Origin of the sequence: Geotalea uraniireducens, assembly GCF_027943965.1 — a bacterium.
In the GTDB taxonomy this organism is placed as follows: domain Bacteria; phylum Desulfobacterota; class Desulfuromonadia; order Geobacterales; family Geobacteraceae; genus Geobacter; species Geobacter uraniireducens.
This window is the reverse complement of sequence record NZ_AP027151.1, coordinates 3,307,137-3,327,870: the sequence shown is the minus strand read 5'-3', so window position 1 is coordinate 3,327,870 and position 20,734 is coordinate 3,307,137. Positions and strand designations below refer to the sequence as shown.

Below are 20,734 nucleotides of genomic sequence, written 5' to 3'. Positions count from 1 at the left end.
AACTGTTCGCGGGTACGGACATTTCCGACCGGAATCTGTGAAAAATTTAGATATATTTATATGATTCCATAACGTTATTGTCAAGAAAAAGCTTAGCCCCGGGAATAGAGCTTTTCACTGAAATGACAAGCAGCTAGGTGCCCGTGACCCTTCTCCGTCAATTGTGGAACAATTGTGCTGCAGATTTGCTCGGCGTACGGGCAGCGCGGGTGAAAAGGGCAGCCGGGCGGCGGGTTGAGCGGGGTGGGGGGATCGCCCTGGAGAATGATCCGCCGGCCATCGGCCGCCCCGCCGATGCGGGGGATTGCCGAGAGGAGCGCTTCAGTGTACGGATGCCGGAAGTTGCTGAAAATTGCCTCCCGCTCGCCGGTTTCGACGATCTTGCCGAGATACATGATGGCGACCCGGTCGCTCATGTGTCGGACTACCGACAGGTCGTGGGCAATGAAGATATAGGCGAGACCGAACTCCCGCTTCAATTCCTGGAGCAGGTTAATGATCTGGGCCTGGATCGACAGGTCGAGGGCGGAAACCGGCTCGTCGGCGACGATCAGTTGCGGCGAAGCGGCGAGCGCCCGGGCAATGCCGATCCGCTGCCGCTGGCCGCCGGAGAATTCGTGGGGGTAGCGATGCAGGTGTTCGGGGAGCAGCCCGACCTTCCCCATCAGCTGCAGCACCTGGTCCCGGAGTGCGGTTTTGGGTACCAGCTGGTGGATGATCAGCGGCTCACCGATGATGTCGCCGACCCGCATCCGCGGGTTGAGCGAGGAAAAAGGATCCTGAAAGATCATCTGCAGGTTCTTGCGTAGCGTCAGTCGCTCGCGGCGGGAGCCGGCGGTCAGCGCCTGACCGTTGTAGCTGATGGTGCCGCCGTCCGGCGGCAGCAGCCCGAGGAGCAGCTTGCCGAGGGTCGACTTGCCGCACCCCGACTCGCCGGCGATCCCCAGCGTCTCGCCGGGGGCGACGCGGAGCGTCACCCCGTCAACCGCCCGCAGTTGGCGCGGCGGGGCGAACGGGCTCGTCTTGACGGTAAACGTCTTGACCAGGTCGGTGGCTTCGAGGAGCGGTGTCATCATCGGTATTTCCAGCACCTGACCTTGCGGCCCGGTTTGATTTCCCGCAGCTCGGGCGTTGCCTGCTCGCAGCGGAACTCCCGGTCGGGACAGCGGTTGCAGAAGCCGCAGCCGGGGAGGTCGCCGCGAAGGCTCGGCACGTGTCCGGGGATGGTCCGGAGCGGCGCGCCGGGTTCTCCCTGTTGCGGCAGCGAGGCGAGGAGCCCTTCGGTGTACGGATGCAGCGGGGAAGCGAACAGCTGGTCGGTTGGTCCCTCTTCGACGATCCGGCCGGCATACATGACCATGGTGCGGGCCGCCCGCTCGGCAACCACTCCCAGGTCGTGGGTGATCAAGAGGAGTGCCATCCGGTTCTTCTCCTTGAGCCGGTCGATCAGTTCGAGGATCTGGGCCTGGATGGTAACGTCGAGGGCGGTGGTCGGCTCGTCGGCGATCAGCAGGCGGGGCTGGCAGGCGAGGGCCATGGCAATCATCACCCGCTGGCGCATCCCCCCCGACAGCTGGTGAGGGTAGTCGCCGATTCGCTCGGCCGGCGCCGGAATTCCCACCTCGCCCAGGAGCCGGATTGCCTCGTCGCGGGACTGCCGGCGGTTCAGCCCGCGGTGCAGGATCAGTCCCTCGGCAATCTGGCGGCCAATGGGGAAAACCGGGTTGAGGGAGGTCATCGGCTCCTGGAAAATCATCGAGATCCGGTCTCCCCGCAGCCGACGCATCTCCGCCTCGCTCAGGGTCAGCAGGTCCCTTCCCTCGAACATCAGTTCACCCGCTGCGATCTCGCCCGGCGGGAAAACCAGCCGGAGGATGGAGTAGGCGGTAACGCTCTTGCCGCAGCCCGATTCGCCGACCAGGGCGACGGTCTCCCCTTCGTCAATGGTGAGATCGACGCCGTTGACGGCATGGACAATCCCGTCCGTCAGCCGGAAGCGGGTCGTCAATCCTTTGATGGCGAGAAGGTGCGACATCATGAGTCCTGGGGCGGAGATAACGGTCGATGGCCTGTCGGCCGGAGGATGGAGCCCGTTATAACACGAGCCGGGGGGGTGGGTAAACCAAAACAACGGCAGTGATCAAAGAGAGCGGGGACCGTAGTCGCTCATTGAAACTACCTTCCGTTCACCCCGTTTATCGTCTGCGATCGGTGCCCGGTCGGGATAAAAGCCGAAGGCGCCGTTTTCCAAAAGCTCGACGAAGTGCGGCACCAGGTCGGGATCGAATTGGCTGCCGGCGTTATCGTGCAGTTCCTGGATGGCGGTCTCGATCGGCAGGGCTTTCCGGTAGGGGCGGTCCGAGGTCATGGCGTCGAAGGCGTCGGCAATCGCCAGGATGCGCGATTCTATCAGCAGCTCCTCGGCGCGGAGCCGGTTGGGATACCCTCGGCCGTCATGCCGCTCATGATGTTGACCGATGCAGAGCCGGACGTCCTGGAGGAAGTCGATCGGTTCGAGAATCTTCATGCCAATCACCGGATGCTGGTGCAGGTCGTGGATATCCTCCGGGGTCAGCTTCCCTTCCTTGTGGAGGAGGCTCAGGTCGATGCCGATCTTGCCGATGTCGTGCAGAATCGCCGCCCGCTCGATGATCTTGAGCCGCTCGGCCGGCAGTCCCAGCTTGCGGGCCAGCTCCATCGAATAGCGGGTGACCCGCTCCGAGTGGCCGCGGGTATAGCTGTCGCTGGCCTCGATGGCCGAGACGAGAGCCTGGATCGTGTGCAGGTAGGTGGCCTGCTGCTCGTCGTACAGTTGGGCATTCTTGATGGCGATACTTGCCTGGGCGGCGATGGTGGAGAGCAGTTCCACCTCTTCGGCGTTGTAGGTCGAATTGTCGGATTTGTTGACGACGGTGATGGTACCGATGATCTCGTCCTTCACCAGCAGCGGGGCGCAGATCAGGGACTTCCGTTCGTAGCCGAGGGCGCTGAAGCGGTCGAACTGGGGCGCCTCGTTGATATCGGCGATAAGCAGCGGCCGCCGGTGCTCAATGACCCAGGTGGAAACGCTCGACGGTTTCATCGGAATGATCGTCGCCGAATCGGGCGGGATGACGTGACCGAGCAGGGTCGTGACCCGGAGGAACTTCCGCTGGGTGTCGTAAAGGATGATGTAGCCGATCTGTGCCTGCAAGGTCTCGACGGTCGTCCTGACGATCAGGGTAAAGAGCCGGTCCAACTCGACGGTTGAGTTGACGGCAAGGCCGACTTTGTAAAGGGTCGACAGCCGGGCGACTGCCCGCTCCAGGTTGGCGTTCTTGTCTTCCAGTTCGCTGGCCAGGTCGGCGATCCGGTAGTTCGCCTCCTCGATCTCCTCGATCCGTTCTTCCATGCTGACGTTGAGGTTCTCGATCTCCTTCAGCTGCTCTTCGAGCTTCTGGTTCATCAGGTGCATTTCATGGTGGTTGGCCAGCTTCGACTGGGCCCGGGCCAGCTCCCGTTCGTGGCTGATGGTGGTGTCCATGTAATACTTGAGCTTGTTGACCATCATGTTGAAATGGTCGGAGAGGAACATCATTTCGCTGCTGCTGGTGATCCGGGTCTTGATCGAGAAGTCGCCGTGCTCGACCTTCTGCATGGAAGAGATGATCGTCTTCAGCGGCGAGTTGACGTAAATGCTGATAAAGAGGAACACCGTCACCAGGATCAGGGCGACCATCGCCATGGTCGAGAGAAGGGTGTATTCTTTCCCCTTACTGAGGTAGGCCTCCAGGTAGTCGACCGCCATGTCGATCTCCAGGGCGCCGAGGACGGTGGAGCGCGGGTCGTGGCAGGAGTGGCAGGCCGGCTTGTTGTAGATCGGCGAGATGCACTCGAAGAATTCCTCATCACCGTCGCTGCGTAAAGCCACCCGCATGCCGCGCCGGTAGGCGTCGAGCTCCTTGGGGGTTACCTGTCTGCCGAGTTCGTGCCGGTCGGCGGAGTTGAGAATACGACCGGTCTCGTCGAAGATTCGCAACTGCCGCAGGGTGTCCTGCCCCTTCAGGCGGGTGAGGACGCTGGCCACTTCATCCGAGCGCCCGCTCATCATGACGTTTTCGATGCTGCTCTGGATGGCGGTGGTGAAAATGAGGGCGTTTCTGGTCGAAATCTGGGTGATGATCCCCTTCTGGTTGCGCAGTTCCAGATAGCCGACCGTCGAGACAATGACGATCACGATCAGCGCTATCAGCAAAAATATTTTGATCTTCAGTGAATTCATCGTTCGAATGCTTGTCTCGGTAACGGGCCGATGGCCGTTAGCAGCCGGTTTTGGGCTGCTGGCTAAGTGATATAGCGGTTAGGATCGGCTAATGACAGTGCGCGCACACCACAAGGGTTCCGGGCGACAATCGGTACGCAAACGTGCGAACGGCCCGGTTTCAGGCGGTACCGTCGTCATTCCCCTGAAAAACTTGACAAGGACCCGGTCACCACCTATGATGACGAACCGGTGAATTCTACGGTCAAATTCCGCCTGTCTGATTATTTATAGCAATTCATTTGCCAAAAAGCCATGGCGGAGATTCGTTTGCGGGTCGGCAAGGAGGAAATTCCTCCTTGCTTTGTTTTGCGGTGGGTCGCGACGGCCGCCGACGGAAGGTAAGTGGTACTTCGTGAAGTATCTTTGGCTCATACTCGTTGCCCTGGTGCTGAGTGGGGGGAGCCGCGGCGAAGCCGCGCCTTTTCGCCAGGAGACCATCCGGGTGGCGTTGTTGAAAGGGGTCGAGACGGTCCAACTTGCCGGTGACGGGCTGCTGGCCACCGATGAAAGCGGCCGGCCGGTCCCCCTGGCCCCGCCGTGCCAGGTCAAGCGGGTGCGGGAGGGTCTGGCCGTCGACGGTCGGATCGTCAGCCGGTTGATCGTTGCCGCCGCCGCCACCATCCAGGTGAATGGCAAGCGGTACCGGGGCACCCTCGACATCTCGCCTCTCGACAAGGGGCTGCTGGTGGTGAACGAACTGCCGCTGGAAGAGTACCTGGTCGGCCTGATCAACTGCGAGATTTCGTCGCTCTGGCCCATGGAGGCCATCAAGGCGCAGGCGGTGGTGGCGCGGACCTACGCGCTGTATCAGAAACAGGCCCGGGCCAACGCTCCCTATCATCTGGAGTCGTCGGTTCTCGACCAGGTCTACGACGGCTGCGAGATCGAGGACAGCCGGGCTGCCCGCGGGGTGAAGGAGACCGCCGGCGAGGTGCTTACCTACGATGGCCAGCCGATCCAGGCTTTCTACCATTCCAGCTGCGGCGGCAGGACCGAGGTGCCCGAAAACGTCTGGGGAGTGAAGCTCCCCTATCTGCGGAGCGTGGATTGCGCTTACTGCTCTGCCAACCCCGCCAGCCGTTGGGAGCAGACCATCCCGCTGAAAAAGCTCGAATCGCTGCTCCGCGCTGCCGGCGTCAATGTGCAGGGGCTGCGCGATATCCGGGAAGGGAAGCGGAACGACAGCGGCCGGCTGACCGAGCTGGCGTTTGTCTCGGCCCGGGGGACGGCCACCGTGCCGGCGGTCGCTTTCCGCAAGATCGTCGGCTATACCGTTATCAAGAGCACCAATTTCACCGTGCGGATTACCGGCGATGCGGCGGTCTTTACCGGTCGGGGGTATGGCCACGGCGTCGGCCTCTGCCAGTGGGGGGCAAAGCAGCGGGCCGCCGACGGTTTCTCTTACCGGGAGATCCTGAGCTATTACTATCCCGGTGCCCGGCTGGAAAAATTCGATGACCGGTAGCCAACCGTTGCTCGTCGCCGATTTCGATTACCCGCTGCCACCCGAGCTGATCGCTCAGGAGCCGTTGCCGGACCGGGCCGCCACCAGGCTGATGACGGTGGAGCGGGCGACCGGTGCCCGCGGCGAGATCCCTTTCCGGGAGATCGTCGAGCGGTTCCGCCCCGGCGACCTGCTGGTGATCAACGATACCCGGGTGATCCCGGCCCGACTGCACGGTCGCAAGGAGAGCGGCGGTGCCGTGGAGGTGTTTCTGGTCCGACGCCTGGCCGCTGCCGGTGAGGTGTGGCACTGCCTGCTGCGCTGCTCCAAACGGCCCCGGCCGGGACTGCTCATCCGGCTCGCCGGCGAGGTGACCGCCGAAGTGCTCGGCCCCGGCGAGGGGGAGACCTGGGCGGTTTCGTTCAGCCCGCCGGCAGGGTTCGACGAGTGGCTCGACCGCAATGGCGCCATGCCGCTGCCGCCCTATATCCGCCGCGCGCCGGCCGTTGCCGACCGGGCACGTTACCAGACGGTCTTTGCCCGGCACCGGGGTGCGGTGGCAGCACCGACCGCCGGCCTTCACGTTACCCCCGAGCTGCTGGCCGAACTGGCGCAGCGGGGGGTGGTGGTTGCGCCGCTGACCCTTCACGTGGGGCTGGGGACCTTTCTCCCCGTCCGGGTCGAGGAGGTGGCGGCACACCGGATGCACCGGGAACGGTATCTGATTCCCGAAACGACGGCCGAGGCGATTCGGCAGTGCCGAGTTCGCGGCGGCCGGCTGGTTGCCCTCGGGACCACGGTCTGTCGGGCGTTGGAGTATGCCGCCGCGGCTGACGGGACGATCCCGGCCGGGGAGGGCGACGCGGATATCTTCATCTATCCCGGCTATCGGTTCAAGGCGGTCGACGCCCTGATCACCAATTTTCATCTGCCGCAATCGACCCTGCTGATGCTCGTTTCGGCGTTTGCCGGCAAGGAGCTGCTCTTCGCCGCCTATGCCGAGGCGGTAGCGCGGCGGTTTCGTTTTTTCAGCTACGGTGACGCGATGTTTATCTATTAACCGGCTCACGGCGGGGCGCCGGGGACTGACGAGAGTCGCTCCCGTGACGCATGCTCCGGTGGCTTACCCCTGGTAGGTGTATTTGGCAGCGATTGATTTCAAGGTAATCAGACAGGATGGCCGGGCGCGGCTCGGTTCTTTGGCAACAGCGCATGGGACGATCGAAACGCCGATCTTCATGCCGGTCGGCACCCAGGCGACGGTGAAGGCGATGACTCCCGAGGAGCTCACCGGCATCGGCGCCCAGATCATCCTCGCCAATACCTATCATCTCTATATCCGGCCGGGACACGAACTGATCCGCCGGCTGGGCGGGCTGCACCGTTTCATGCACTGGGACCGGCCGATCCTGACCGACAGCGGCGGCTTCCAGGTCTTCAGCCTCAACGAGCTGAGCAGGATCACCGAAGAAGGGGTCAAATTCCAGTCCCATCTGGATGGCTCGTACCATGTCATCACCCCCGAAGGGGCGGTTGCCATCCAGGAGGCCCTCGGCAGCGACATCGCCATGTGCTTCGACGAGTGCACCCCCTATCCGGCGACCCGCGAGTATGCCCGGAACTCCCTGGAACGGACGACCCGCTGGGCCTGCCGATGCCGGGCGGCACAGCAGCGGCACGACCAGGCGCTGTTTGGCATCGTTCAGGGGGGGATGTACCGTGACCTGCGGGAGCAGAGCGCGGCGGAGCTGCGGGAGATCGGTTTCGACGGTTATGCCCTCGGCGGCCTGTCGGTCGGCGAGGAAAAGGAACTGATGTACGAGGTGATGGAATATGCCGCACCGTTCCTGCCTGACGATCAGCCTCGCTACGTGATGGGGATCGGCGCGCCGGAGGATCTGGTTGAGGCGGTCTGGCACGGCTTCGACATGTTCGACTGCGTGATGCCGACCCGCAATGCCCGGAACGGGATGCTCTTTACCTCCTTTGGTCGGGTGAATATCAAGGGCGCAGCCTATGCCGAGGATTCGGGACCGGTCGATCCTGAGTGCGACTGTTATGTCTGCCGTAATTTCAGCCGGGCGTATCTCCGTCATCTCTACCGGTGCGGCGAAATCCTTGCATCTCGGCTCAATACGTACCATAATCTCCACTATTACCTGGCGCTGATGGGACAGATCCGCCAGGCGGTGGCCGCGGGCCGCTTTGCCGAGTTCCGCCGCGAGTTTTATTCCAAGAGGCAGGGCGTACAATCGTTTGACGGCGCGTAGGAAGTTCCTTCGCGCCGCCTGCGTTACACTTGCTTTGTTATCATTAAACGTCGGAGGTAATTCAATGTTAGGACTTGCATTTGCCATGGCAGCACAGCCGGGAGGCGGGCAACCCGCCGGGGCGCAGTCGGCGATCATGAACATCGTGCCGCTGATCTTCATGTTCGGGATTTTCTATTTCCTGCTGATCCGGCCCCAGCAGAAAAAGGCCAAGGAGCACCGGTCGCTTCTGGACGCCCTCAAAAAGGGTGACCAGGTGGTGACGGCCGGCGGTATCCATGGCAAGATCTCGGCAATCGACGGTGATGTGGTCATGCTGGAAATCGCTTCCGGGGTCAGCATCAAGATCACCAAGGGCTTCATCGCCAGCATTTCCAAGACCGACAAGTAACGGCCCCACTTCGGGGACGACCGTTCGAAAGGAGCTTCGCGCATGTCCAAGGGGCTAACTTGGCGCTTCAGTCTCATTGCGCTCTTCATCATCGTTTCGCTGCTCTACCTGACCCCGACCCTGGTTTCTCCCCTGCCGTCCTGGTGGTCCGGGGTCCTGCCCAAGGACAAGATCCATCTCGGCCTCGACCTCCAGGGGGGGACCCACCTGGTGCTCGATGTGGAGACCCAGAAAGCCGTGGAAGGGACGCTCGATCTCATCGGTACCGATCTGGAGGACGTCTTCAATTCCAAGACGCTCCGCTATAAGAAGATCGGCCGGATCGGCGGTGATCGGGTCGGGATGACTTTCTATGACAAGGGAACCGCCGAAGCGGCCCAGAAGCTGATCAAGGACAAGTATCCGAACATGGAGCTCGTTCCCCCCTATGATGACGGCGGGTTTGTCAGCATCCAGCTGAAGATGGGCGACAAGGAGATTCAGGAGCGCAAGGACCGGGCCGTTGCCCAGGCGCTGGAGACCATCCGCAACCGGATTGACCAGTTCGGCGTCTCCGAACCGGTAATCGCCCGGGAAGGGCAAACCCATATCGTCGTTCAGCTCCCCGGGATCAAGGATCCGAAGCGGGCCATCGAGCTGATTGGCCGGACCGCCCGCCTGGAGTTCAAACTGGTGGACGAGACGGTGAATGCCGCCACTGCCACCCCGGGGACGATCCCCGAAGATGACGAGATCCTGGTCGAGAAACGGACCGATCCGACTACCGGCGCCGTCACCGAGACGCCGCTCGTCGTCAAGAAGAAGGCGATGATCACCGGCGACCTGCTGACCGATGCCCAGGTCCGGATCGATTCCCAGTTCAACCAGCCGTACGTTGCCATCGAGTTCAACTCGACCGGCGCCCGGCTCTTCGATCAGGTCACTGCCGCCAATGTCGGCAAGCGCTTCGCCATCGTCCTCGACAACACCATCTACTCGGCGCCGGTGATCCGGGAGCGGATTTCCGGCGGCAGCGCCCAGATTTCCGGTTCGTTCACCGAGAAGGAAGCCTCTGACCTGGCGATTGTCCTGCGGGCCGGTTCGCTCCCCGCGCCGGTCGATATCGTCCAGAACCTGACCGTCGGTCCCTCCCTCGGCCAGGACTCCATCAACAAGGGGCTGATTGCCGGTCTGGTCGGGGTGGCGCTGGTCGTCATCTTCATGGCGATCTACTACAAAATGGCGGGGCTGGTGGCCGATTTCGGGATGGTGCTGAACGTACTTTACCTGATGGGGGCGCTGGCAGCCCTCGGTGCGACGCTCACCCTGCCGGGCATCGCCGCCATCGTCCTGTTGATCGGGATGTCGGTCGACTCGAACGTGCTGATCTTCGAGCGGATCCGCGAAGAACAGCGGCTCGGCAAGCCACCGAAAGCGGCGCTTGATTCCGGTTATGACAAGGCGTTCCTGACCATCATGGACTCCCACGTGACCACCCTGATTACGGCGGCGGTGCTCTTCCAGTTCGGCACCGGGCCGGTCAAGGGCTTTGCGGTCTCCCTCAGCCTGGGGGTCATCATCAACCTCTTCACTGCCCTCGTCGGTACCAAGGCGATCTTCGACTTCGCCCTGTTGCGCCTGCGGGTCAAGCGACTGAGCATCTAGGGGGAACGTCATGGAATTTATCGGCAAAACCACAATAGACTTCATCGGCAAGAAGAACATCTCGTTCGTCATTTCTTCGATCATCGCCATTCTCGGGATCATCGGCATCATCCAGATCGCCCGCGGTGCCGCCAACATGGGGATCGACTTTTCCGGCGGGACGGCGGTCCAGCTTAAATTCGCCCAACCGGTGCCGATTCAGGAGGCCCGGGCGGCTTTGGCCAAGCACAACCTCAAGGAAGCCAACCTGCAGGAGATCAAGGAAGGGAACAAACTGCTGATCAAGGTCGGGAAAACGGCCGCGGGCCAGCAGGGGAAAGCCGCCGACGCCATCGAGAACGCCTTCCGCCAGGAACTGCCGGGCAACCAGTTTGTCGTGGAGAGTTCCAGTGAAATCGGTCCGGCGATCGGCGACAAGCTGCGCCAGGACACCCTGGTGGCGGTGATGATTTCAATGGTCGGAATCGTTATCTACATTGCCTGGCGGTTCGATTTCCAGTTCGGCATCGGGGCGCTGGTCGCCACCATGCATGACGTGCTGGCGATGTTCGCCGTCTTCTTCGTCCTCAACAAGGAAGTCAACCTGCTGTTCATCACCGCCGTGCTGACCATCGCCGGCTATTCGCTGACCGACACGGTGGTTGTCTTCGACCGGATCAGGGAGAACCTGCACAAGAATACCAAGGATTCCCTGACGAGTATCTTCAACGTCAGCATCAACGAGGTGCTGTCGCGAACGATCATTACGTCGCTCACCACCTTCCTGGCAGCCGGTTCGCTGTTCTTCTTCGGCGGCGAAGTGATCCACGACTTCGCTCTGGCCCTGCTGATCGGGATCGCTGTCGGCACCTATTCGTCCGTCTTTGTCGCCAGCCCGATCGTCGCGGTGTGGGAAGGGCGCACCAAGGCGAGCAAGGCATAAAGGAGGCCGCCTGTGAAGAAGGAGACCGTACTGTATGTAGTTGTCGCACTGCTCGTCGGTTTTCTGGGCGGTTACCTGGTCATCGGGGTCAGCGGCAAGAAAAGCTCGCTGCCGGCCACGGGCGGCGTGCCGGTTGGCGGCGGCTCACCCGTCGACTATCAGCAACGGATCGCCGAAGCGGAAAAGATCGTTGCCAAGGACCCCGGCAATGTGCAGGTCTGGCTCCAGCTCGGCAATGACTACTTCGATACCGACCAGCCGCAGAAGGCGATCAACGCCTATGACAAGGTGCTCCAGCTCAAGCCGAACAATCCGAATGTCCTTACCGACCAAGGGATCATGTTCCGTCGGCTCGGCTGGTTCGACCGGGCGATCGCCAATTTCGAGAAGGCGCAGCAGATTGATCCGAAACATGGTCAGAGCCTCTACAATCTCGGGATCGTCTATATGGAGGATCTGAAACAGCCCGACAAGGCGATCAAGGCCTGGTCCCGCTTTCTCGAAGTCGATCCGACCAATCCCAACGCCCAGCAGGTGCGGATGATGATCGATCAGGCCAAGGGAATGCAAGCGGCGCCGGCCTTCAAAAAGTAACAGCCCCCCCGCTCCGGCGGGGGTTTTTTTTGGGCGATAGCTGTTGGAACCGGCTGCAGCCCGTCGAGCCGATCATGGAACCGGTTAACGAAAAACGTTGGATTATCCGCGACGTCGATCCCGCAGTGGCAGAGCGCCTGGCGAGGGAACTGGCCGTCGCGCCGCTGCTCGCCCGGCTGCTCAGTGGCCGCGGTGTCGCTGATGCCGACTCCGGGCGGCGGTTTCTCGCGGCTACCCTGGCGGATATTCGCGATCCGCTTCTGCTGCGGGGGATGAGTGAAGCGGTGGAACGGCTCGGCCGTGCCCGGCACCTGGGGGAGACGGTCTGCGTCTACGGCGATTACGACGTCGACGGGATCACCGCCACGGCGATGCTGGTCGATTTTCTCCGGGCGGCCGGCTTCAGCTGCTTCTATCATATTCCGCATCGGCTCGACGACGGTTACGGCCTGTCGGCCGAGAGTATCGGGGCCGTGGCCGCCCAGGGGGCCCGGGCCATTGTGACCGTCGATTGCGGCATTTCGGCGGTTGCCGAGGCGGCGTACGCTGCCTCGCTCGGCATCGATCTGATCATTACCGACCATCACCTGCCCGGGCCGGAACTCCCCCTGGCCTGTGCCGTGATCGATCCGCTCCGACCCAGTTGTCCCTATCCGTTCAAGGCGCTGGCCGGAGTGGGAGTGGCTTTCAATCTGCTGATCGCCCTGCGGGGGCGGCTTCGGCGGGAAGGCGCCTTCGCCGGCCGAAACGAGCCAAATCTCCGCGAATATCTGGATCTCGTCGCCTTGGGGACCATCGCCGACGTTGTCCCGCTGCTCGACGAGAACCGGATTTTCGTCAAGCACGGCCTGCAGGAGCTGACCGCCGCCCGCCGGATCGGCGTCCGGGCGTTGAAACGGGTGGCCGGCATCGACGGCGAGGTCGGTTACGGCGCGGTGGGGTTCCGTCTGGCGCCCCGGCTCAATGCCGCCGGGCGGCTCGAAGATGCGTCGCGGGCGGTCGAACTGTTGCTGGCGACGGATGAAAAACGGGCGTTATCGATTGCCGCTGAACTCGACGGGCACAACAGCGAGCGGCAAGACCTGGAGCGGGCAATTCTCGGCGAGGCGCTTGCCATGCTGGCGCAGGACCCAACGGCCGCGGCGCGGAAAAGTATCGTCCTGGCCGCCGCCGACTGGCATCCGGGGGTGATCGGCATCGTCGCCTCGCGGCTGGTCGAGCAATTTTACCGGCCGACCGTGCTGGTGGCCCTGCAGGACGGCGAAGGGAAAGGGTCGGGACGCAGCATCCCGGCATTCCATCTCCATGACGCTCTTCGGGAGTGCAGCGGGCATCTGCAGCGGTTCGGCGGCCATAAACATGCGGCGGGGCTGGCCGTTGCCGAAGAGGCCGTCGCCGGGTTCGCCGCCCGGTTCGAAGAGGTGGCGTCCCGAACGTTGACCGCCGACGATCTCCTGCCGCTGTTGACTATCGATGCCGAACTGGCGCCGGCCGAAGTCACCGCCGAACTGGCCGGGCTCGTCGGCTCATTGGCGCCGTTCGGCATGGGGAATCCCGAACCGCTCTTCCTGCTGCGGGGGGTGACGGTGCTCGACCGGCGAATACTCAAGGAGCAGCACCTGAAACTTCGCCTGGAGAAAGACGGCTGCCGATTCGGGGCCATCGGCTTCAATATGGCGAGCCGGGGGGGGGCGGCCGGTGAGCGCGTCGATCTTGTCGCGGCGGTGCAGTGGAACGAGTGGCAGGGCCGACGGGAACTGCAGCTCCAGCTCAAAGATTTCCGGGTAGCACACGAGGAGTGATGATGCAGCGCAATGAGCGATTCGATAAGGCCGAGCGGGTAATGCAGGTCGGGTTTTGGGTCAACGCCGGCCTGATGGCGATGAAACTGTTTGCCGGCTATTACGGCCGGTCGGAAGCGGTGTTTGCCGACGGCGTCGAGAGTGCCTGCGATTTCATCGCCATCCTGGCGACGCTGATTGCCCTCCGGATCGGCCGCCAGCCTTTCGACAGCAAACACCCCTATGGTCACGGCAAGGCGGAGAGCATTGCCGCCATTTTCGTCTCGCTGGTGATCTTCGTCACCGGCGCCGGTATCCTGGTGAAATCGGTCCATACCGTGCTTGACCGGACCTACCAGTCACCGGAAGTGATTGCCGTGATCGCCGCGGTGATCACCATTGGCGTCAAGGAGTGGCTGTTCCGCTTTTCCAGCACCACCGGCCGGCGTCTCGAAAGTCCCGCCCTGCTGGCGGTCGCCAAGGATCATCGCAAGGATGCCGTGACCTCGGTCGCGACCCTGATCGGCGTGTGCGGCGCCTATCTGGGCGTGGGGATCATGGACCCGCTGGCGGCGGGTCTGACGGCGTTCTTCATTTTTCATATCGGGTTCGAGACGTTCAAGAACGCGGCCCACGATCTGATGGACGGCAGCCCGTCCGAGGACCTGATCGCGGCGGTCACCGAGATCGCCGAAGCGGTCGAGGGGGTGGAGCATGTTCATGAGATCCGTGCCCGCCGCTCCGGCCAGTACATTATCATCGACCTTAAACTCGAAATGGATCCCCAGATGACGGTCAAGCATTCCCACGATATCGCCACCAGGGTCAAACAGCTGATCTTCGAGCGGTATGCCAATGTCGGCGATGTCATGATCCACATCAATCCCCACGACGAAGAGCATCAGGATCTCATCCGGCTCTGACCTTCCCGCTGGCCGGGGTGGGCAGGGCGCCATTCAAGGAGGATACCCATGAGCGAAACACCGAAGTCAGTACACGATCTGCAGGAAGCGTTTGCCGGCGAATCCCAGGCGAATCGCAAGTACCTGGCCTTCGCCAAGCAGGCGGACCTAGACGGTTTCCCCCAGGTTGCCCGGCTGTTTCGGGCTGCTGCCGAGGCCGAGACCGTTCATGCCCACAATCACCTGCGTGCCCTGGGCGGGATCAGGCCGACCCGGGAGAATCTGCTTGAGGCGATCGCCGGGGAGACCCACGAATTCAAGAACATGTATCCGCAGATGATCGCCGATGCCGAGCTTGAGGGGGCTACCGCTGCCCGCCGGTCGTTCACCTATGCAAACGCGGTTGAAAAAGTCCACGCCGCCCTCTACCAGAAGGCATTCGACACTCTCGGCGCGGCTGCGGAGGAGTTCGACTATTATGTCTGCCCGGTCTGCGGCCATACCGTTGAGCGGGCCGCTCCCGAGCAGTGTGCCGTCTGCGGTGCCAAGGGGACCGCCTTCTTCAAGGTATCCTAGACCTCGCACGGTTGCTTTTCATTCCTGGCGGCCCCGGTTTCTGCGTCGCCCGGCGCAGTTCGGCACTTGTGACGCCGCACTGCCCGGGCGCCCACTGCCACCGGGATCAACCAGCCGGCAGGCGTAACGGCAGCTGACGTCGTGCAGTCATTCAAGAGTTTTCGCCTTCCTGACGATAAGGGTAGTGACGGCACAGCGTGCCGCATCACCCGGTTCAGTCGGGGAGGTATCATGAACATCAAGTTGTGGCTGCCGCTTCTGGCGATTCCCCTGGCGGCTTCCTGTAGCGGTCCGGTGGCGTCCGTCCGGGAGAGCGGCGTGGCGCTGGTCAGGCATCGGCCTGCCGGCAGCGCGGAACTGCTGGCCGGGGCAGTGGCTGCCGCCGGTCAGGATGTCCGGCAGGGCGAATGGTGGGGGAAGATTGCCCGCCGGGAGGGGAATGCGGTCCTGGTGACCGTTTCCCGGGCCGTCGGCACGGAGGCCAACGCCCCGCGCGAGGAGTATGACCTCCTGGTACGGGACGGCTGGATCGAATCGGTGAGCGATCCGCGCTATGTCGCCCCCTCCCACGACCTGGAGGATGCAGTGGCGCTGGTGGCGCGCCAGGCCGCCGCAGCCGCCGACGGCTTTGCCACATTGACCTTGCCGACTGCCGTGTTGAGCGGCCGGCGGACCGAACAGCGCTGCCTTGTCGAGGTACGCGCCCGTTCCCCCGAGCGGCGGGAGCTGTTCTCCCGCCTGGAGAATGTCTGCCCCTGACGGCTATTCAGCCGGTAACGAATCGTGGTCAGTTTTACCTGGAACCCCGGAGACGGTAATGATTTCCATACTCTTCATCTCTGATGATGCCCGGGCAGCCGAGCTGCTCGCCTTGCTCAAACCCCATTGCCGGGCTCGGATGCGGCTGTCCGCCGATTTCGACCAGGGGCTCAAGGAGGTCTTTGACAACCGCCCGGCCGCCGTCTTCATCCAGAACAGCATCTCGGGGATTTCCGGCGAAACGGTGGCGCGGCACATCAAGACCCTGCTGCGCGGGGATGCCCCCCGGATCGTGCTGGCACACCGCGACAGCCTCAAGCTGCAGGGGGGGAAAAAATGGTTTGACGACACCTTCGATTTTTCCCTTGCCGACCAGGAATTGCTGGCTTCCTTCAGGAATCAGCTGGTGGCGATCGCTCCCGACCAGTGGCAGGAGACGGACGTTCCGGACGAAACTCCCCCGTCTGCCGGCGCCGCGCCGATTGTCACCGGCGATGCCACCGGACCGGCGCCCGATTTCGAGTTCTTCGACTGGGAGACGGCGCCCGAGCCGCCGGAGCCGGCGCTGCCCTGCCCACCGGCAGTCCCTGCAGGCTCCGTTTCCGTGCCAGAGTCTCCTGCCGAGGTTTCCTCCCGGTCGGCTCAGGAACCGGCAGCGGTCGAGTTGTCCACCCCCCCCGCGGCCGTTGCCGCGGCAACATGCCCGCCGCCGGAACCGCCCGTCGAACCAGCGGCGCCGGCCGTCCCGCCGGTTGTCGCGCCGATCGTCACCGCGGCGGCCGAACAACGTCCCGTTGCCGAACCTGCGCCTGCCGCACCGTCCGGCGTCGGGGACAACGTGCCGCCGACGGCCGTGCCGGAGCCCTCCTTCGAATGGGCGGCGATCCCGTCGCCGGAATACGAAGCCGGTAGCATGCGGCAAGGGGTCCGGCTGTCGCTTTGGCTGCCGCTGGCGGCCCTGGCGCTGGCGGCCGTAGTTGGCGGTGCGCTGTTCTTTCTGCGGCCGACATCGTCACCGGTTATTCCTCCGGTTAAAAGATCGCCTGTGCAAATGCCCGCACCGGCGGTGCCGGCGGCCGGACCCGCCAAGCCGATTGCCCTGCCCCCTGCCGCGCCCAAGCAAAGCGCTCTTCCGTCTTTCGTGCCGGCGGCCGGCCTTGATCCGGGCTTTGCCAAGGCCAACCCCGGCTGGGAGCGTTACCTCGGCAAGACCATGGAGTTTCGTCTCTTCCGTGAAAAAGGGGCCTTACGGGCGGTACAGGTGATCGGTCGGCATGGCGCCGCCATTCCCGCATCGTTTGTCGCCACGGTCAGTAAGGAACTGCTGGGGGATACCGTCCGGGGGCGGCTCGCCCGTCAGCGGAAAGCCGGCTATCTCGTCGAACAGGGGCGGTTTGGCGGCAAAGGGGAGATTGCGCTCTATCGGCAAAAGGGAGGCGCGATCCGGGGGATAGTTGTTTCACTCCCCTGAGCGGCGGCCCGCTTACCTCGGCCGGCGGAGTGGAACGCAATCTGCATTGACAGCGGGGGAAAAGTTGCTATCATGCAGCTCTCATGTGAGGAAACACATTTATTGACGGGAGAATGAATGATATCGGTACCGTCCAGGTTTTACGCGGGGATTGCGCTTGCCGCCCTAATCCTCGTCTGCCGGCAACCCCGCGCCGGCTTCGCGCTCGATCCCCGTTTCGAACTTGACCCCCGTGCACTTGACGCCTCCCCGCAGCAGTCGCTCCGCGAAAAGGCCGGACATGCCGTGAGAAAGGCCGGGCATCGGTCCGGTGAAGATTCCGAATACCGGGTCAAGGCGGGCGATCACATCTTCAAGATCCTGATGCGGGATTACGGCCTTTCCAACCGCGAAGCGGAAGCGTTGATCCCGGAAGTCAAACGGCGGAACGGCATTACCGACATTCGCCGGCTGCGGGTGGGACAGCTCCTCCTTATTCCTCTTGGCCAGACGCGGTCTACCGGCAACGAGGAGCACGCGGCGAAACGGCAGCCTGCCGCCCAAGCCCCGGTGCCCGCAGTGGCAGCCGGCCGACGGGAAGACGCTGCCCATGCGCTGCAGATGGTTAAGGTGGCTGCGGAGCGGCAACAACCCGACGGCGTCGAGACGGCGCGGCGGGTCTGGGACGATCTGGTCCCGCCGACGCACAGTTCCTTTCAGCCGATTGCCATTGAAGACAAAAACTTCTCGCTTTCCCTCGATCCGGCTAACTTTCCGACCTTCGCCGCCGCCGACGGGGGGCGGATTCTGGTCGATGCGGGGGGAAAACTTCCTCCCCTTGTCCGGTCCCTGATCGAGGCGAAGGACCCGTCGCTCCGGATCGTTGCCGAGAACCCGCGCAACCGCAAGCGGTTCATCGCTTCTCTTTTGGCCGGCGGCCATTTCTACTCGGTTGAGGAGAATGTCTCCCTCGAGTTCGGCACCGATCCCAAGCTGACGGTGAATGCCGATTTCAAGGTGGAAAAGACCGCCGACAGCCTGCTGCGCCACGACGTGGTGCTGCTGAACGTCGGCGACAACCGGCGCGCCATGCCGACGGCGCTGGCCCAATTCCTCCATCAGGAAGGATTCCAGCTGCTGGAGCCGTTCCCGGCCCGGGAGGGGGAATCCCGTCCCGCCGTAGACGAAACCGTCCATCAGATCACCGCCCGCGAACCGCGGCCGCTCGCCGACGAAATCCTCCGGGCGTTGTCGCTCCCCTTCGAGACCGACCGTAACGTGGAGCTGTATGGCGTCGATGACGGCGGCGTCCGGCTGTTCGTCCGGGCCGACCGCTATTTCGAGAGTGGCGGCGATCGGTATGTCGTCAGTTATTTCGACGGCGATCCGGTCAGCTATACCCTCACCAGGCTCCTCGAAACCCGCGGTTACCGGGTAATCATGCTCGATCCGCAGGACGATTTCCAGAAGGTGTCGGGAAAAATCCTCTCCCGGCTGCGCATCCCCGGCAGCTATGCCAGCTACCAACTGCTGGCGAATCGCCATCTCCCTTACGATATCCGCCTGTCGGGCTTCAAGGTCCATGGGCTGGCGGGGCGGTCCGGTGAACTCTTCCTGACCAACGCCACCATCGATCCGCTGTTCCGCGACCTGCTCGATTACGGCGGCTATCGCGTCGTTACCTATTGAATCACTGCCGGCGCCGTTTGCCGGGCGCCGGGAATTCCCGTCCGCCGACGAGGATTGATCGCCATGTCTCAGAAAAAAGTCGGTGAGCTGCTCATCGAAAACCGGCTCGTCACCGAGGAACAGCTCAAGGAGGCGCTGGAGCTGCAGAAGGTGTTCCCCGGTCAGCCGGTCGGCCAGCTCCTTTGCAAGCTTGGCTTCCTCAGCGAGAACGACCTTTCCTATATCCTGGAACAGACCGGCAAGCGGCAAAAGCTGGGCGACATCCTGCTCAAGGAACGGCTCATCGACCCGGAGCGGCTGAACCAGGCCCGAACTGCCGCCAGACGGGACGGCGTCCCCCTAGAGCGGGCGCTGCTGAGGCTGCGCTTCATCGAGGAGGAAGCGCTGGCCAAGGCGCTGGCAACCCAGTACGATCTCTCCTTCGTCCATATCAATACCCTGGAAATTGAGGCGGACCTCGCCCGGTACATCAATTCAAGCTATGCCCAGAAGCAGCGGATCGTGCCGATCTCCAAGATCGGCAATACCCTGACGCTGGCGATGGCCTATCCGGTCAAGCTGCATGAGCTGAAAGAACTCGAACAGAGCATCCGGGCACGGATCATTCCGGTGATCGCCCCCGAAAGCGAGATCGTCAAGGCCCAGCAGCGACTGTACAAGACTGCTGCCGGACCGAGCCAGTTATTCGACGAGGAAGATCTCGAGATCACCCCGGGGAGCATCGTCGAGATCCTGAGCGCCAGTGCCGCCGAGGACGAACCGGAGATCGACGACGAGGTCCGCAAGGTTACCGAGCGGGACAGCATCATCGTCAAGCTGGTCAACAAGATCATCTTCGATGCCTTCCAGAGCCGGGCTTCCGATATCCATATCGAGCCATACCCGGGCAAGGGGGACGTGATCGTCCGGATGCGCGTCGACGGCCTTTGCAAGGTCTACCAGCGCATCCCCTACAAGTACAAGTACGCGATCCCGTCGCGGTTGAAGATCATGGCCGATCTCGATATCGCCGAGAAGCGCAAGCCCCAGGACGGCAAGATCAACTTCAAGAAGTTCGGTCCGCTGGACATGGAACTGCGTGTTGCCACCATGCCGACCGCCGGCGGGCTCGAAGATGTAGTGCTCAGGCTGGTCAACATCGGCGAAAGCTATTCCTTCGACAGCCTGGCCTTCACCGACCGGAACCTGCGGGTCTTCGAATCGTCGATTGCCAAGCCGTACGGGCTGGTTCTCGTCGTCGGCCCGACCGGGGCCGGAAAGACCACTACCCTCCATGCGGCCATCGGCCGGATCAACCGGCCGGAGGTCAAGATCTGGACCGCTGAGGATCCGGTGGAAATAACTCAGAAGGGGCTTCGCCAGGTGCAGGTGAACCCGAAGATCGGCCTGACCTTTGCTGCCGCCCTCCGTTCGTTCCTTCGGCTCGATCCCGACGTGATCATGGTCGGCGAGATGCGCGATGCCGAAACAGCCTCGATCGCCATCGAAGCGTCACTGACCGGCCACCTGGTGCTGTCGACCCTCCACACCAACTCGGCGCCGGAAACGGTTACCCGGTTGCTCGATATCGGCCTCGACCCCTTCGGCTTTTCCGATTCGCTGCTCTGCATTATCGCCCAGCGGCTCGCCCGCCGGCTCTGCGAAGAGTGCCGCGAGCTCTATCGTCCCGAACGGCGCGAACTGGCGGAGATCATTGCCGAGTACGGCGAGGAGCAGTTCGCGGCGACGGGGCTGGTCGGCAGCGAGCTGGTTCTCGCTCGGCCGGTCGGCTGTCCCTCTTGTGGGCAGAGCGGTTACCGCGGCCGGATCGGCATTCACGAGGTCCTCGAGTGCACCGACGTAATGAGGAGTCTGATCAAGAAGAAGGCCGACACCGACCTCATCCGTCGCGAAGCCGTCGCCGAGGGTATGACGACCCTGCGGCAGGATGGCATCCTCAAAGTATTCCAGGGGCTTACCGATATTCACGAAGTCCGCAAGGTCTGTCTCAAATAGGCGAGGCCCTCTGC

Annotated in this window: 17 protein-coding genes; 14 read left to right on the top strand and 3 right to left on the bottom strand. The window is 62.9% G+C overall.

The window, feature by feature from the left end; genetic code table 11:
* Positions 1-92 precede the first annotated feature (92 nt).
* The 3 genes from QMN23_RS15540 to QMN23_RS15530 form a co-directional block, all read right to left on the bottom strand.
* Positions 93-1,076: an ABC transporter ATP-binding protein gene (locus QMN23_RS15540; RefSeq protein WP_282000241.1), complete on the bottom strand. Its 984-nt coding sequence runs from the start codon at positions 1,074-1,076 to the stop codon at positions 93-95.
* Positions 1,073-2,035 (bottom strand): ABC transporter ATP-binding protein, encoded by a 963-nt coding sequence (locus tag QMN23_RS15535; RefSeq protein ID WP_282003926.1) that lies wholly within the window; start codon positions 2,033-2,035, stop codon positions 1,073-1,075. The genes QMN23_RS15540 and QMN23_RS15535 overlap by 4 nt, the downstream gene beginning before the upstream one ends.
* Positions 2,036-2,140: 105 nt before the next feature.
* On the bottom strand, positions 2,141-4,261 hold the full coding sequence (locus QMN23_RS15530) for an HD domain-containing phosphohydrolase (protein WP_282000240.1): 2,121 nt from the start codon (positions 4,259-4,261) through the stop codon (positions 2,141-2,143).
* 394 nt (positions 4,262-4,655) lie between these two features.
* Here QMN23_RS15530 and QMN23_RS15525 point away from each other — a divergent pair, with 394 nt between their 5' ends.
* The 14 genes from QMN23_RS15525 to QMN23_RS15460 all read left to right on the top strand — a co-directional run bounded on the left by QMN23_RS15525 (position 4,656) and on the right by QMN23_RS15460 (position 20,720).
* Positions 4,656-5,768 carry a SpoIID/LytB domain-containing protein gene (locus QMN23_RS15525; RefSeq protein WP_432613081.1) on the top strand — a complete coding sequence of 371 codons (1,113 nt, stop codon included), beginning with the start codon at positions 4,656-4,658 and terminating at the stop codon, positions 5,766-5,768.
* A gap of 7 nt (positions 5,769-5,775) precedes the next feature.
* Complete coding sequence (queA, locus tag QMN23_RS15520; RefSeq protein WP_282003922.1) at positions 5,776-6,807, top strand: tRNA preQ1(34) S-adenosylmethionine ribosyltransferase-isomerase QueA; 1,032 nt, start codon at positions 5,776-5,778, stop codon at positions 6,805-6,807.
* A gap of 82 nt (positions 6,808-6,889) precedes the next feature.
* The gene (tgt, locus tag QMN23_RS15515) at positions 6,890-8,017 is read left to right on the top strand and encodes a tRNA guanosine(34) transglycosylase Tgt (protein WP_282000239.1); all 1,128 of its coding nucleotides are present in this window, start codon (positions 6,890-6,892) and stop codon (positions 8,015-8,017) included.
* Positions 8,018-8,081: 64 nt separating this feature from the next.
* The gene (yajC, locus tag QMN23_RS15510) at positions 8,082-8,408 is read left to right on the top strand and encodes a preprotein translocase subunit YajC (RefSeq protein WP_282000238.1); all 327 of its coding nucleotides are present in this window, start codon (positions 8,082-8,084) and stop codon (positions 8,406-8,408) included.
* 42 nt (positions 8,409-8,450) lie between these two features.
* Positions 8,451-10,052 (top strand): protein translocase subunit SecD, encoded by a 1,602-nt coding sequence (secD, locus tag QMN23_RS15505; RefSeq protein WP_282000237.1) that lies wholly within the window; start codon positions 8,451-8,453, stop codon positions 10,050-10,052.
* A gap of 10 nt (positions 10,053-10,062) precedes the next feature.
* Positions 10,063-10,974 (top strand): protein translocase subunit SecF, encoded by a 912-nt coding sequence (gene secF / locus QMN23_RS15500; RefSeq protein WP_282000236.1) that lies wholly within the window; start codon positions 10,063-10,065, stop codon positions 10,972-10,974.
* Between the two features lie 12 nt (positions 10,975-10,986).
* On the top strand, positions 10,987-11,568 hold the full coding sequence (locus tag QMN23_RS15495; protein WP_282000235.1) for a tetratricopeptide repeat protein: 582 nt from the start codon (positions 10,987-10,989) through the stop codon (positions 11,566-11,568).
* 29 nt (positions 11,569-11,597) lie between these two features.
* On the top strand, positions 11,598-13,370 hold the full coding sequence (gene recJ, locus QMN23_RS15490) for a single-stranded-DNA-specific exonuclease RecJ (protein WP_432613080.1): 1,773 nt from the start codon (positions 11,598-11,600) through the stop codon (positions 13,368-13,370).
* 2 nt (positions 13,371-13,372) lie between these two features.
* Positions 13,373-14,272, top strand: coding sequence for a cation diffusion facilitator family transporter (locus tag QMN23_RS15485; RefSeq protein WP_282003919.1), 900 nt, complete (start codon positions 13,373-13,375; stop codon positions 14,270-14,272).
* Positions 14,273-14,320: 48 nt separating this feature from the next.
* Complete coding sequence (locus QMN23_RS15480) at positions 14,321-14,827, top strand: rubrerythrin family protein (protein WP_282000234.1); 507 nt, start codon at positions 14,321-14,323, stop codon at positions 14,825-14,827.
* Positions 14,828-15,058: 231 nt separating this feature from the next.
* Positions 15,059-15,586: a hypothetical protein gene (locus QMN23_RS15475; RefSeq protein WP_282000233.1), complete on the top strand. Its 528-nt coding sequence runs from the start codon at positions 15,059-15,061 to the stop codon at positions 15,584-15,586.
* Between the two features lie 58 nt (positions 15,587-15,644).
* Positions 15,645-17,057, top strand: coding sequence for a hypothetical protein (locus QMN23_RS15470; RefSeq protein WP_282000232.1), 1,413 nt, complete (start codon positions 15,645-15,647; stop codon positions 17,055-17,057).
* 117 nt (positions 17,058-17,174) lie between these two features.
* Positions 17,175-18,725: a LysM peptidoglycan-binding domain-containing protein gene (locus tag QMN23_RS15465; RefSeq protein WP_282000231.1), complete on the top strand. Its 1,551-nt coding sequence runs from the start codon at positions 17,175-17,177 to the stop codon at positions 18,723-18,725.
* Positions 18,726-18,788: 63 nt separating this feature from the next.
* Entirely contained in the window at positions 18,789-20,720 is a 1,932-nt protein-coding gene (locus tag QMN23_RS15460; RefSeq protein ID WP_282000230.1) for a GspE/PulE family protein, read from the top strand.
* Positions 20,721-20,734 lie beyond the last annotated feature (14 nt).